The organism is Candidatus Thiodiazotropha sp. CDECU1 (genome assembly GCF_963455295.1).
Taxonomy (GTDB): domain Bacteria; phylum Pseudomonadota; class Gammaproteobacteria; order Chromatiales; family Chromatiaceae; genus Thiodiazotropha.
Genome location: NZ_OY734020.1, coordinates 812,893 through 827,050, shown reverse-complemented (window position 1 = coordinate 827,050; position 14,158 = coordinate 812,893). Strand labels below are relative to the sequence as shown.

Genomic DNA, 14,158 nt, shown 5'->3' with positions numbered 1-14,158 from the left:
TCAAGCTACTGCAAACAGGATATTTCATGATCACATTGACAACAAATCTCGGCCCCATCGTCATTGAACTGGACGAGGCCAATGCCCCGAAAACCTGTGACAACTTCAAACAATATGTACAGGATGGCTTTTTCGACGGCACAATCTTTCATCGGGTCATCGATAATTTCATGATCCAGGGAGGTGGCTTTCTGCCCGGCATGATCCAGAAACAGACCGGTGAGCCGATTGAGAATGAGGCCAAGAACGGCCTGTCAAATGAGATTGGCACCATTGCCATGGCGCGAACCATGGAACCCCATTCCGCCACTGCGCAATTTTTCATCAATGTGGCGAATAACAAATTCCTTGACCATCCGGGTCAGGATGGCTGGGGCTACTGCGTTTTCGGCAAGGTCACCAGCGGTATGGACGTGATCAACCAGATCAAAGGGACAGCCACCACCACCCAGGCAGGACACCAGGATGTGCCGGTGGAGGATATTGTGATCGAGAAGGCTGAAATCTCTGAGTGACCCAACAGCTGTTTATATCTGATCTGCACCTATCCATCGAGCGGATGGATCAGGTGCAGCTATTCCTTCGTTTCCTCACAGACCGGGCCCCAAAGGCGGACCATCTCTATATCCTGGGTGACCTGTTCGATGCCTGGGTGGGGGATGACTATGAAGCACCACCGATTCCAAGCATAAAGCAGGCTATGCGACGACTCAGCCAATCCGGCACCCGGTTGTGGTTGATGCACGGCAATAGGGATTTTCTCATTGGGGATGACTTTTGCAGGGATACCGGGGCCACCCTGTTGCAGGATCCTACCCTGGTGGATCTGTACGGCAGTCCAACCCTGCTGATGCACGGCGATCTGTTGTGTACCGACGATCAGGCCTATATGGAATTTCGCCGGGAAATACGTGATCCGGAGAATATCAAGCGCCTGCTCAGCCAATCGATTCAACAGCGATTGACCCTGGCAAACAGCTACCGGGCCAAGAGTGGCGAGGCCAAATCACTGAAACCGGAATCGATCATGGATGTCAATCAGGAGACTGTGGCGTCCTATTTCGTGGAATATCAGACGCAACGTCTGATCCATGGCCATACCCATCGTCCTGCGGACCATGTCATCGAGCTCGCGGGCCAGCGCCATTACCGGCATGTATTGGCGGAATGGCACCAGGATCACGGTGAGATGCTTTGCGTCACCGCCGACGGTTTCAGCAGAGAGATATTCGCCTAGCGGCAATCCCTGAGCTGACCCAGGCAAAACCAGTCAACGCACGCCGCTCATCGGCACTTGCTCATAGTCCTCGGGCAAACGAAATAGATTGGAACTGACTCTATGCTGGCTGGAGTAATCCAGCAACCTCTCCTGAGTACCATCTTGATCCCACACCCGGATCGGTAGTCCTTTCTGCAATAACAGGACGGGGGCGAAGACATGAATGGCATCGTCACATACATCCCGATACTCGGCGGGGATGGCGTCCAGGCTCAGGTAGTGCTGATTTGCCAGGAGGGTTAAATAGTCCCCATACACCGCCAGCGCGTCTGTCATCAAACCTGGCGCCAGGATCACGTTGCGGCAGGTAGTATCATTCACAATCAGTCGCCAGTGTTGCGGTTTACTGCCGCCGATGTCAGGGCCATCGAAGTCGACCACCTGTTCGACCCTCAGTCTCATCTGCTGCGGGATTTGCACGCGGTTGGGTTGCGGTTGGATAACCAGAATCGATCGCTCCTCCGGGGTCACGCTATAGATCGTCGCTGCCTCTCTGTCGTAGAGGATGTAACCCCTATCCTGCCCTTGCTGCTCAATACGCAACATGCTCGGTGTGACCAGTAGCCGGCTGGTCACCTCACTCCCGTTCGCATCACGCACAGCAAACTGCAGGAGTCCGGCCTGGCGCTCATCAGCAAGCACCTCCTTTCCCGGTAACAGCACAGATAACAGCGCCATCCAGGCCAGGTAAACCCTGATCAGCCCTCTGTACATAACGCCTCCAGGCGGTTTAGCTCCCGTTTGCTGAAACCTGCCTCCCGCCTCGCCTGGTGATGCAGCGGGCAGCGGATTTCACCGTTCAGAAAATTCTCAAGCAGGTCAAAATAGGCCTGTTCCGGATCCAACTCCCGCTGTTGACAGAGATAGTGGAACCAGCGGCTGCCGAACTGAACATGCCCAACCTCTTCCCGCAGAATGATCTCCAGCACCGCTACCGTTTCATGATCACCAATCGCCTTGAAACGGCGCATGATACCCGGTGTCACGTCCAATCCCCGGGCCTCGAGCATACGCGGCACCAAGGCCATTCTGATCAATGGATCGTGGGCCGTCCTCTGCGCCATCTCCCACAAACCGTTATGACCTGGAAAATCACCATACTCCGCTCCACCGGCATGCAGCCGTTCACGCAGCAGACGAAAATGGTGGACCTCTTCCCGTGCCACCTGGATCCAATCATCATAAAAGGCCCTGGGCATCTCCGGATAGCGTTGTACCGCATCCCAGGCCAGATTGATGGCATTAAACTCAATATGGGCAATCGCGTGAATCAGCGCCAGACGACCCTGCTCACTCCCCAGGCCGCGCCTCGGCAGCCGGCTCGGATGGACCAACTCAGGTGCTTGCGGACGTCCCGCCTGAGTGATTGACTCGCAGGGAGTCCAACCTGCTAGTACCAGTTCGCCGGCCAGCCAGGCATTCGCCGTCAATTCGGTAAGTCGCAGCTTCTCATCCACCGATTCTGACAACAGACAGCCCCTGGCTGACTGAAAAAGACTCTGTGCCTCTATACCCATTTCACTCCCGCAAACCAATTACAAGGTCCATCACATTCGTGCCAGTGGGGCCTGTAGAGATAAGGTCACCACTGACCTCCAGCAGGCTTCCCGAATCGGCATTCGCCAGGGATCGATCGACCTCCATGCCATGCAAAGCCGCACGGGATACCGTACCACCATCCACCAGCGCCCCGGCGTCTTCAGTCGGTCCGTCGCTACCGTCGGTGCCTGCCGCCAATAGATAACAATTCGAGCTGCCAGCCAATTCACGAGCCGCAGCCAGGGCAAGGTGCTGATTCCTTCCACCCCGGCCTGGCTCAGAGGGCAGGTTAACCGTGGTTTCACCCCCCCATATAACAATACCCGATGGCCCCCGCAACAACTCTTGCGCCAGTGACTTACCTGTTGCAGCGGCATCTCCAGCGAGAAACTCATCCCGCAGTGACACCCTATAGCCCAGTTTGGCGGCGTGATCGGCAGCAGCCTCTCGGGCCAACTGCAGATTGGCGACTATCGCAATCTTCGGCGGCTTTGCTGGCATGTCAACCTGCCGCGCCTCCACCCTGTCCAGTCTATCCTGGAGCCAGGATGGCAGGGTCAGGGCGCTCAGACGCCCTGCCAGACCCCCATCCGGGGTGAGCAGTCCTGATCCGATTGCAGCCGGATCGTCACCCGGCACATCTGAAATAGCCAATCCCACCACCCTGGGCTGATCCAGATAAGCGAGTAACCCACCCCCCTTAATCCGCGACAGCGCCTTGCGTATGGTGTTCATCTGCAGGATATCGAGACCGCTGCCCAACAACCAGCCATTCACCCGGGCCAGATCGTCCAGGCCCAGGCCATCGATTACCACTTCTACCAGGCTCGATGCCCCACCGGATATCAGGAACAGCAGTGGCAGCCTGGCATCGCTGGCTATGAAATCCAACAGTTTTTGACCGCCTTGCAGGCTGGTTTCATCCGGAATGGGATGTGCGGATTCATGCATCAAGCAACCCTGTTGACGGCACCATGCCTGGTCGATATGCCCATGCTTGGAGATGAGCAACGTCTGAGCTATCTGTCGATCCAGCACATCGTAAGCACCCCATACCATAGACTGGGCGGCCTTACCGATGGCGATCACCCTCAGCGGACCTGGAAATGGGTTCTGCTTCAACCAGTTCGATACGGATTCCCGGCCCTCCACCCGTTTCAAGGCCGCTTGATAGATCTCTATCAGTGACTCGCGATGGTGTGCCTCGTGTTCCACTGTTGACATTTACAATCCCCTCGGAAGTGGCAGAAAGTTGCAGGATTTATGGCGAGGTCCACTTGGCTGGGTTACACTGTGGCACACAAAAATCGCGGGCTCACAGTGGCCAAATATTGCAAGTGATTGATTCAAATAGCGGAAACGACCTACAGCATTTTTTAGATATGCCATGACCGAGGATCTTTTCGCCAACTGAACAACACCTGTGCAATCCACCCCATTGAGCTCACCGCATTAAGTGACTGATAACGAGAATCTATATTGCCGGGAGCAGAGCGTTGGGAAGCATACAGTTACGTCGAAACTTCAGCCGTAATATCCTGATACGGATGATACTCCTCTCTGCTGTGATTGCAGCACTCATTGTTTGGAAGTACGAATTCATCAATGATGTCTATTTCCGCAATCAACTCACCAGCACCGGGCTGATCATCAATGGCACCATCGTTGGGCTGTTCGCGATCGGTATACTGCGCATGATCACCATCTTCCTCCACTATGCGGCGGAAGAGAATGCCCTGCTCCGTTTCCTGCGCAACCTGCGCGAAGGTGAGCAGGACCCGCTGAACCGGATTCATAAGAAGGCCATCATCGCCAACCGCTACCGGACCATGCTGGGATTGCACAAGGCAAACTGCCCAATCAACCATGGTTCCCTGGCATCCACCTTGGTCGCCAATGAGAGCACCCGCAACAGCCTGCCTAAATTCATCAATAACATCCTTATATTGACCGGCGTCTTCGGCACCATCGTCTCCCTGTCCATTGCCCTGATCGGCGCCTCCGATCAACTCGCCACCTCGATCAATGTGAGCGGCATGGGTATGGTGGTCCACGGCATGTCCACAGCACTATCTACAACCATAACCGCGATTATCTGTTTTATCTTCTTCGGCTATTTCCATCTCAAACTGGGTGATGTGCAAACCAACCTGATCAGCGCGGTAGAGCAGGTTACTGTGAATGAACTGATCCCCCGGTTCCAGGTTCAAACCGACAGCGCCCTGTATGAATTCACCGGTCTGGTGCGTTCCCTGCAGGAACTGGTCAACCAGATGGAGCGGTCCCAGCAGACCTTTGAAAGCGTGGAGCAACGCATCCTTGAGACCCTTCAGGGATATGAAGAGAAGAGTGAGGCGCTGCATAACGACATGGCGGAGATAAAACATGTCTTGAAGGTCGGTTTCCGCCTGCACGAGGATGATTGATACTGATGGATAACGACTTCATCGATCTCCGTTTCAATCAGCAAGGCAATCAGGGGGAAGACAGTTTCTGGCCCTCCTTCACGGATATCATGACCGTTATCGTGATGATTTTCCTGCTCGCGATGGTGATCCTGTTGCTGCGTAACATGGAACTGCTAAGCCAACTCAGGTTGTCCATAGCTTCCGAGCAGGAAGCCATGGAACTTGTACGTACAACAGACCAGGAAAATGAGACCCTGGAAGAGCGATTGATTGCCCGTGAGCATGAAATCACCATGTTGCGCATGCAGCTGATGCAGATGACTGAACGATCTGAAGAACAGGAGGCTGCCATTTCCAGCCAACGCTTTCAGATCACCAATCTCAGTCGCGAGCGAGATGAGATCGATCGTAAGCACAAACTGCTGACACAAGAGCGTGAGCTGTTAACCACTCAAGTGACACGCTTGAACCAGGAGACCAGCCGATTACAAAACCTGATCGCTGAGTCCAATCGTAATATTGAGAATCTCCAGCTCGACTTGGAACAGGCCAATGCCCGCCAGGAAAGTACACAGCAGGACCTGGAACAGCTGCGGTTAAAACTGAGCGAAAAAGACCAGGAGCTACTCGCCGCCCTGACCCGCAACCAGGAAGCGGATGAGCAGCTGGTCGATCTAAAACAGGACTACTCAAAACTCGAGATTCAGTACAATAAACTGTTACGACCGGCTCGCACCGCCAAAGGTAAAACAGTGGTGGAGGTGCGTTATACAAAATCCGGAAAATACTTCCGCATTGATTACAAGGGACCAAGCGACACCAGGTTTTCGTCAATATCCCGCAAACAGCTGGAAAAAAATCTCAAGCGCCTGAAAAAGCAGGACAACAATCTCTACGTCAAGGTCATCATCCCCAAAAACAGCGGATTGTCATATAACGAAGCCTGGTCGTTCACCAATCATATGCACCAAAACTATGACTACTACTATCAGGAAGAGGCAGAGAAGGAGCGTATAGTCGAGTAGACCCACATAGTCATAACCCTATCGGCCTTACCAGGCTCAATCATCAGACCGGCTATTATTTGAAGGAATTTAATCAAATGAATAGAGTCATATTAAGATAGACACTGGATTGCCCTGGACAGATGATTTACACCAACAAAAGATGCGACAGACTCCCAATCCTAAGCATCCTCTGCCTACTTCTGTTCGCAGGGTGCGCCTCCAATGTCCCAAAGGTCATCGGCACCCCCCCGGCGAGTAATATCCAGGTAGACGAAGTACAGCAGCGGCAGCAGCAGTTCATAGACGCCAAAATACGTTGGGGTGGCGATATCATCTCGGTTGAAAATCTGGCAACGGAAACCCGGATTGAAATTCTTTCCCGTCAACTCGACGATGAGGGTAAACCCAAACAGGAGAGTCGCAGCATCGGCCGCTTTATCGCTCGTATCGAGGGTTACCTGGAGCCGGAAGAGTATCCGAAGAACCGGGAACTCACCGTCACCGGCACTATCCAGGAGGTGGTGGAAAAACCGGTCGGAGACTATCCCTACCCCTACCCGGTGGTTGCGGTAGAGGCCTATTACCTCTGGCCGGAGGATAAGGTCTACGCCCATCCCTACTACTACGACCCCTTCTACGACCCCTTCTATTATCCCTACTGGCGTAGATACCCCTACTACTACTGGTAATAGACTCGATGCGCCGGTCTCGAATCCTGATTCTAGCGGCACTGTTGCAGGCCTGCAGCAGCCAGCCGGTGATACCCGTCGCTGACCGTACAGTCACGCCCCAGCAGGCCTCCTCCTCGCAACCGAACCCCGACGCCCCTCTCCTGCAATGGGGGGGTGTCATTATCGAGACCCGAAATCTGCGCGATACCACCGAGATCCAGATTCTGGCCTATCCCCTTGACGAGAATGGACGTCCCGATACGCAAGCGAACTCCATAGGACGTTTCATTGCGCAACAACCAGGTTATCTCGAGTTGGTGGAGTATGGGATTGGCCGACAGGTAACGGCGACCGGTAAATTCTCGGCGATCCGTCAAGGTCTGGTTGCCGATAGTGGCTATCCATTCCCCATATTGCGGTGTGATGAGATTATGCTCTGGCCTGAGCGCAAAGCCAGGTCGAAACCACGTATACACTTCGGTTTTGGCGCCAGCTCGGGAGGCGGGGGTTTTGGTGGTATAGGTATAAGCTTCTGAAATAGAAGGACAAACACCAGTGGATTGCGAGACTTTACCCCGAAATCACAGCTTGTTGGCGACCTGATTGCGTAGATAGACCGGGAGGGCATGCTCTGGAGCAACCGCCAGACCTGCCTGGTAATCCGCAGCCGCCAGCGATGCGATATCCCGGGCGCTGCAGTAGATCTCCGCTTTGAAACCCAGCAGCGTGCCCCGTAGGCGCTGCTCCAGCTGTTCGCTGTAGGCTCCCCACCCGGAACCAACCCCGTACCACTCGTCATCATGAGGAATCTCCACCTGCTGCGGGGATCCGACCTGTTCCGGAATAGCGGGCACGGCAAGCTCCTTTTCTCCTACCCTGTAACCGGCCCAATAGAGCTCCCCCATTCTGGCATCAAAGGCAGTGAGCAGTTTGCGCTCCCCCTTCTCCCGATAGGCCCTTTGCGCCAATGCCGCCAGGGTCGATACTCCCACCACCGGCAAGTCCGCCGCAAAGGCAATTCCCTGAATCACACCCGTCGCAATCCGCACACCGGTAAATGAGCCAGGGCCGCGGCCGAACGCCACAGCATCCAGGGATGCAGGAGTCAGATTTGCCTCCCGCAGAAGATCATCAACCATCTCCAGGATCAATTCACTGTGTCCACGGGGCAAAATTTTGTAACGTATCGATATATCGCCACTGAGATAGAGTGCGGCTGAGCAGGCCTCGGCGGCCGTTTCTATTGCGATCAATTTCATCTTTTCTGGAAACTCTTACACCCCAAAGTTAAATACTGAGAATTTATGTGACTATTATTCCTACAGTGGTCCGCACATACCCCATAACTCATTATAATTAATGGAATTAATTCAGAATCGCGCAGGTGTCGGAATAGTTTACAGCCTGGTTTCACTGAAGCAATAAAAATGCGTAACTATCTGAATAATAAATATAATAAATTTTTGGCACGGAATCTGTATTAATACAGGGCAGGAGCATTAAATTTATATTTTCGAGGATTCATCATGAACATCAAGCAGACTTTACTCAAGACCAGTGCCATCTTAGCACTCTGCGCCTTCAGTAGCACATCAAGCGCCACCATCCTGAGTATTGGGGACATGGCTTCCTTCAGCTTCAGCAGCCAAGATCTCTTCGATTATTCTGCTGATACCGGTGTTCAAACCGAACGTAGAGATGTACAGACGGTCTCCATGGATCGATTCGACGCTTCTCTGGGTCAGTTATTGGACGTGAATATCTGGTTCGAGAGTGACTGGAGCCTTGGTTCAGTGGTTCAATCCTATGACACCAGGTTCAGAGCTTCTGCCTCAGGTGCTGGCCGTTCCATCAGCCGCCAAGCAGTTCGTCTGGTCGACCCTAACCGGGAAGTTGAGATCAACCGCGAGGTTACCCGGGACAACTGCCGGGATCTTCTGAGTTGCTCAGACAGCAGCCTCGCAACAGGGTCTTTTAGCGAGGCATTTGATCTGTCGAGTTTCGGTCTAGACGATTTTGTCGGGAACAACCCCCTGGATTTGAGACTCGTACGTACTTTGGTTGCAGACCTGACCCGTTGCGGCCCATATGACAACTGTGTACAACGCACCAAATTCAACGCCTGGAGCGGCAACGTGTATGTCAGCTATACCTATGATGACTCACCGGAACCGGTGGATCAGGAAGTGGAAGTGAATGTACCCGAGCCCTCAACACTCGTACTGTTGGGCATGGGCCTTCTGGGCATAGGCGCCTCACGTCTCTACAGAAAGAAGAACGCTTAAACTATTTACTCTCCTCGAAAAGGGACGCCCGCTATATGCGGGCGTTTTTTTATTCCTATACTTGCGCCCCCGCCATTCTGCGTTTTTGCAGCCACTCCTGAAAACCCAGCAAAAGATCCCATAACACCGGAATAATAAACAAGGTCAACGCCGTGGCCGTGGCCAGACCCGTGACAAAAGTGGACGCCATGGTTCCCCAGATCAGTGAGTAGCTGGGAAATCCGATTGCCATCGGCAACAGCCCCAGGGATGTGGTCAATGTGGTCAACAGAATCGGACGCAGACGTATATGGACCCCTTCGATAATCGCTTCACGCCGGGAAAGTCCCTTGCGATAACGCTTGTTGATAAAGTCGATCAGCACCAGGGCGTCATTGACCACAACCCCCGCCACACCGATCACGGCGATGAAACTGTTCACAGTGAAGAGTGATTGAGTTACCAATTTGCCGAATACGACCCCGATCAGGGCAAAAACGACGGCGGACAGAATAATCAGCGGCTGTAGATAAGACTGAAACTGGGTCGCCAGAATCACGTACATCACCAAAACAGCGATGATAAAGGCATATGCCAGGGACTCGAAAGATCGCTGGGTATCCTCGTGTTCGCCACCGAAGGTCACTGTTGCCCCCGGATAGCGATCGCGAATCGTTTCGAAATGGTCCCTGACCCGGCTCACCACAGCGGGAGTCGAGGTGGGAGCCCCTTCACGAATATCCGCCTTTAAACTGATCGCCCGCTGCCCCTGGTAGCGCTTGATCTCACCAGGTTCATTATATGCCTGCACAGTCACCAGGTCCGCCAGATAGACAGGGTGTTGCGCATCCTCCACTACTGGAATATAGAGCGCATTTTCCGGGTCCTGCAGGGCCTGCGAATCGATCCGCAGTTTCAGATCGACCTCTTCGTCGATATGCCGGTACTTACCCAGATAACGGCCGTCCAATACACTCGCCGCCAGCCTTGCCACCTGATTGTTGTCCAGTCCGAACTCGGCGACCCTCTCCTGCTCGACCGAGAGTCGGAACAACCTTTTGGGGACGCCGCGATCATCATCCAGGCCGATTAGATGCGGACCGATATCAGATGATGCTTGCATAAAGGTCAACAACTCTGCGGCAAGTCCGGAGACTGCATCCACGTTCGCTCCCACAACCCGCACATTGATATCCTTGCCACTTGGTGGACCGTCATTTTGTGGATGGATATGCAGAGTATAACCATCCGTCTCATAGATCGGTTTTAATTTCTCCCGCATGCGGTCGAGATGGGCCAATGGGTCATCGAAACTCTGCGCCGAAGCACTCGGCATGGTGACCATGACAGAACCATGATTATTCCCATATATAGGTTCGTAGTCTTCGTTGAAATAGAGACCGGATAGCCCCGCTGCTGCACTGGCCATTCCCGGCCCATCCTCCATAACCGTCTCTGCAATGCGTTTAACCCGCTCATCCACCTCCTCGATCGCGATATTACTCGGACCCACGATATCCACATAGTAGAGCTTGTAGTCGTCAGGAAAAAACTGAATTCTGATCAAAGGAACCTTACCGCTCGCGGAAAGCGCAAGAATCATTACCGAAACAGCAAACAGCAGGCTGACCGCCAGAACCGACAACAGTCGAAACCGCAGAGTCAAGGATAACAGCCAATCGGTGAATCTCCGCGCAACCCTCATCATTGCATTGTCCCGCTGCAGCAGATCGACGGCACTCTGCTGACGTGGACCGAAATCCAAATAGTGAATCGGCAGGATCAACAGGCACTCGATGAGAGAAGCGATAATGGCGAAGCTAACCGCTTTCGGTACCAATGCAAAGAACTGTCCGGTAGAACCCGACATGATCAACATCGGCAAAAACGCGGCCACCGTGGTCATGGTGGCCGAGATCACCGGTAACGCCACTTCAGCCGTACCGTTGATTATCGCATCTCGCAGAGGCTCTCCTTCTTGTACGTGACGATAGATATTCTCCGTCACCACAATCGCATCATCCACCACGATGCCTGTTACCAATACGAAGGAGAACAGGGTAATCTCGTTCAGGCTGTTACCGGTAAGGTACATGATCAGCATGGTGATCATGAATGAGAAAGGGATACCGATAGTGACCAGGCCGGCATTCCGTACACCCATGAAATACCAAATGATCAGCGATACCAGGATAATTCCAACCAACATGTTCATACCCAGTGTGGTCAAACCATCCTTGATGTAGATGGTTGAATCCTGGGTCAACACCACATCCACACCCTGGGCCTTCAGCAAGGGACGGAATTCATCGATCACGGCTACAATCTGATCGCGAATCTCCATTGCATTGCCTTGATCGGATTTGATCACCTTCAGTCCCAGAGCGGGTTTGCCATTCACAGATGCAATCACGATGGGGTCGCGATAATCCATCCCCATGCGGCTGATGAGATCCTGAATCCGTACAAGGCTTCCGTCCGCATCTCTTCGAACCACGGTTGCTTGCACCTGTTCAAGGGAATGGAATCGCTCGTCCAGTTTTATCAGGTATTCACCGCTTTGATTGGTGTACTTGCCAGCCGGTATGCTGAGGTTGGCCGAACTCAAAACCTGTGCAACCTGATCAAAGCCTATACCCACATCACGTAACTTCTGTGGATCGAGATAGATATGAAACTCTTGCGTCTGCCTGCCTGAGAAATCGACCTGTTGTACATGTGGGATCTTCAACAGGCGCGTCTTGATCTCTTCCCCCATCAGTGCCAAGGCACGATTGCTATGCTCACCCACCAGGTTTATAGCGATAACCGGTAGCCAATCCTGCACCTTAGCATTCAGTAATGACGGTGGATCCACACCCTGTGGCAGTTCGCTGATTATATTCAGTACTTCGAAGCGTACTTCGTTGTAGAGTTCATCGTAGGCAGAATCATCGACGAACTTGAGACGAATATTCGAGCGTCCGTTGAATGATGTGGAACTGATCCACTCCACATCATCCACCTTTTCCAAGGCATCTTCGATTTTTCGTGTAACCAGACTCTCAACTTCCACTGAAGAGGCGCCCGGATAAACAGTGGAAATAATGACCTCGCCAAAACCGAAATTAGGATAGCGTTCGGCGGGAAGGGCGAACAGGGAGATGAAACCGACGACGATCAACACCACAAACATCAGGTTGTAGAAAACCCGTTGCTTAAGGGAAAAGGCGACAATCTGGTGCATGGCTCATTCCGGAATCAGTTCAATCCCCATTTCACCCCAGGTGCTGGACGACCATCATTACTACACTTTAACCACATCCAATTGGGGAGATATACAGGGTCTATATCAATGGTGAACAAAGGAAAGCATAAGATACATCCATACTGAACAGGAAATAAAATACCAACTATAGTACCCAATATTGGGTAGTTATCATATTTAAGACAATTACCATAAATTGAATAAGTTATAACCTTTTTACAATCAGGGGGGGGTGGTTTACAACTAAATCCATTAATATGGCTCTCACGCTTACGCAAAATTTGTAGCTATACTGTTACAGCCAACAACAAAATTAACAACCATACATGGTCTCTGCAATATTGTGGCACTAAAATCGCAGTCTCCTGCCACTGTTGATAAGTAACGACTTCATAACATCAAGGATTTTGGAGGATCAGAGTTTCACGGGACGAACAAGATGATCCTTCGATCATTGCGGAAGAGACCAGCATGTACAGGTTAAGTAAGGAGAACACATGTGGATCTTTTTTAAACACCTCCCACGGGGTGTATCTTCCAAGGAGATCTGGAAAGCGACAATGAGGGGCACCCGATCCGGTTGGTCATTGATACCGGTGACAAAGAAAAATGCCATCAAACGCTCAAAAATAATCCAGATCATGGATTTAAATACAGATTTAGTGGAGTACCACGGAATCGTGCAGGTAGAGTCGCCTAAAATGGCCAATACCATCATCGAAAACCTGGATGGTAAAACTGTGAATGGGTTGTTCCTCAAACCTCACCGCTACTTCCGCAGGTTTCCAAACCGTGATAGACGCATAAAACCACAGCACTGGAATCAGGGTGATGAGCGGCGGGCAAATGACCGACGCAGAAGCAAGCTCATCACACGCGTGATTGAGATCATATAGCAGTTTGCAACACCACTGTAACGTTAAACCGATAGTGTTACATTTCTGCTAAAAGCTCCACCAAGACTCTGCCATCCAAGGGCTGCAAGGCGTGACTGACAGAGTACAGACGTATCTCGGATTGCCCGCTTAAGGCGTGAATATTATTCATGTCCTGACTGAATGCGGGAACCAGTTCATCACCCATACCAATCGGCCCGGTGCGTACGATCGAGACATAGCGGATTGGGGGATGGGGTTGCCGGTTCAACCAAAACAGCAGATTGCCGGGACGTTCAGGTACCAGATCCAGCAGCACAGCCCATGAGTCGCGTACCACGTCATACAGTTCACCGCTAAAGAACTCCTTGATGGTGCTTATGGGGAAAGGATCGTCAGTCTCATCCAGTGCCTCAACAGCTCGCAGCGTCCCTAGATGAGGGGAGGCTATGGTAATCAATGCCTTTGGAGGATTGATACCTCCCTGCACCAATGCCATCCTCGCCACCACGCCACCTGCGGAGTGTCCGATCAGGACCACTGATTCGCCAGGATGTCGTTGTGACACCAGATCCAGCATGCCTCGAAGCACATCAGCCTGTAATCCCACCGGCCCCATGGAAGGCAACTCAACGCTATAGAACTTATTCGCCGCCGCGTCGACCGGGGCAGGCAGTAATCCCCTTGGGGTGATAATACCCGCCGGCTGCCAACCTTGACCCACCAGCGCCGCATTCACACCACTCTGCTGCCAGGAGTGTGCACTACCCAGATAACCGTGTATCAACACCGCCACATCAGCAAAGAGTTGTAGACTTGTCAGACTTAAAACCAATGACAGGATCAATCGTTTCATATCAACCTCCCT

At 52.5% G+C, this 14,158-nt stretch carries 14 protein-coding genes; 8 read left to right on the top strand and 6 right to left on the bottom strand.

The genetic code is table 11. The features are described 5' to 3' along the window. Positions 1 to 26 precede the first annotated feature (26 nt). On the top strand, positions 27 to 515 hold the full coding sequence (locus R2K28_RS03790) for a peptidylprolyl isomerase (protein WP_116444714.1): 489 nt from the start codon (positions 27 to 29) through the stop codon (positions 513 to 515). Further along, positions 512 to 1,237 (top strand): UDP-2,3-diacylglucosamine diphosphatase, encoded by a 726-nt coding sequence (locus R2K28_RS03785; protein WP_316368070.1) that lies wholly within the window; start codon positions 512 to 514, stop codon positions 1,235 to 1,237. Before R2K28_RS03790 ends, R2K28_RS03785 begins: the two co-directional genes overlap by 4 nt. A gap of 33 nt (positions 1,238 to 1,270) precedes the next feature. Here R2K28_RS03785 and R2K28_RS03780 read toward each other — a convergent pair whose 3' ends face one another. The 3 genes from R2K28_RS03780 to R2K28_RS03770 are packed head-to-tail and all read right to left on the bottom strand — an operon-like array spanning position 1,271 to position 4,042. Next, positions 1,271 to 1,993 carry a hypothetical protein gene (locus tag R2K28_RS03780; RefSeq protein ID WP_316368069.1) on the bottom strand — a complete coding sequence of 241 codons (723 nt, stop codon included), beginning with the start codon at positions 1,991 to 1,993 and terminating at the stop codon, positions 1,271 to 1,273. Further along, on the bottom strand, positions 1,978 to 2,796 hold the full coding sequence (locus R2K28_RS03775; protein ID WP_316368068.1) for a ferritin-like domain-containing protein: 819 nt from the start codon (positions 2,794 to 2,796) through the stop codon (positions 1,978 to 1,980). Before R2K28_RS03775 ends, R2K28_RS03780 begins: the two co-directional genes overlap by 16 nt. Position 2,797: 1 nt before the next feature. Beyond that, positions 2,798 to 4,042 carry a glycerate kinase type-2 family protein gene (locus R2K28_RS03770; RefSeq protein WP_316368067.1) on the bottom strand — a complete coding sequence of 415 codons (1,245 nt, stop codon included), beginning with the start codon at positions 4,040 to 4,042 and terminating at the stop codon, positions 2,798 to 2,800. Positions 4,043 to 4,314: 272 nt separating this feature from the next. Between R2K28_RS03770 and R2K28_RS03765 the strand changes: the two genes are divergently transcribed. From R2K28_RS03765 to R2K28_RS03750, 4 genes are all read left to right on the top strand, one after another. Continuing rightward, positions 4,315 to 5,244, top strand: a complete 930-nt coding sequence (locus R2K28_RS03765) for a hypothetical protein (RefSeq protein ID WP_316368066.1) — start codon at positions 4,315 to 4,317, stop codon at positions 5,242 to 5,244. A gap of 5 nt (positions 5,245 to 5,249) precedes the next feature. Next, entirely contained in the window at positions 5,250 to 6,251 is a 1,002-nt protein-coding gene (locus tag R2K28_RS03760) for a hypothetical protein (protein WP_316368065.1), read from the top strand. 122 nt (positions 6,252 to 6,373) lie between these two features. Beyond that, positions 6,374 to 6,922: a Slp family lipoprotein gene (locus R2K28_RS03755; protein ID WP_316368064.1), complete on the top strand. Its 549-nt coding sequence runs from the start codon at positions 6,374 to 6,376 to the stop codon at positions 6,920 to 6,922. Between the two features lie 8 nt (positions 6,923 to 6,930). Beyond that, complete coding sequence (locus R2K28_RS03750) at positions 6,931 to 7,440, top strand: Slp family lipoprotein (protein ID WP_316368063.1); 510 nt, start codon at positions 6,931 to 6,933, stop codon at positions 7,438 to 7,440. Positions 7,441 to 7,485: 45 nt separating this feature from the next. On the opposite strand, the gene tsaB is transcribed toward R2K28_RS03750, so the two are convergent. After that, a complete protein-coding gene (gene tsaB, locus R2K28_RS03745) occupies positions 7,486 to 8,163 on the bottom strand; it encodes a tRNA (adenosine(37)-N6)-threonylcarbamoyltransferase complex dimerization subunit type 1 TsaB (protein WP_316368062.1) in 678 nt (225 codons plus the stop codon). Between the two features lie 267 nt (positions 8,164 to 8,430). Between tsaB and R2K28_RS03740 the strand changes: the two genes are divergently transcribed. Further along, positions 8,431 to 9,189: a PEP-CTERM sorting domain-containing protein gene (locus tag R2K28_RS03740; RefSeq protein ID WP_316368061.1), complete on the top strand. Its 759-nt coding sequence runs from the start codon at positions 8,431 to 8,433 to the stop codon at positions 9,187 to 9,189. A 55-nt stretch (positions 9,190 to 9,244) separates the two neighbouring features. Here R2K28_RS03740 and R2K28_RS03735 read toward each other — a convergent pair whose 3' ends face one another. Further along, positions 9,245 to 12,394, bottom strand: a complete 3,150-nt coding sequence (locus R2K28_RS03735) for an efflux RND transporter permease subunit (RefSeq protein ID WP_316368060.1) — start codon at positions 12,392 to 12,394, stop codon at positions 9,245 to 9,247. A 518-nt stretch (positions 12,395 to 12,912) separates the two neighbouring features. Between R2K28_RS03735 and R2K28_RS03730 the strand changes: the two genes are divergently transcribed. Continuing rightward, positions 12,913 to 13,311, top strand: a complete 399-nt coding sequence (locus tag R2K28_RS03730) for a hypothetical protein (RefSeq protein ID WP_116448723.1) — start codon at positions 12,913 to 12,915, stop codon at positions 13,309 to 13,311. Positions 13,312 to 13,348: 37 nt separating this feature from the next. On the opposite strand, the gene R2K28_RS03725 is transcribed toward R2K28_RS03730, so the two are convergent. After that, on the bottom strand, positions 13,349 to 14,146 hold the full coding sequence (locus tag R2K28_RS03725) for an esterase/lipase family protein (RefSeq protein ID WP_316368059.1): 798 nt from the start codon (positions 14,144 to 14,146) through the stop codon (positions 13,349 to 13,351). Positions 14,147 to 14,158 lie beyond the last annotated feature (12 nt).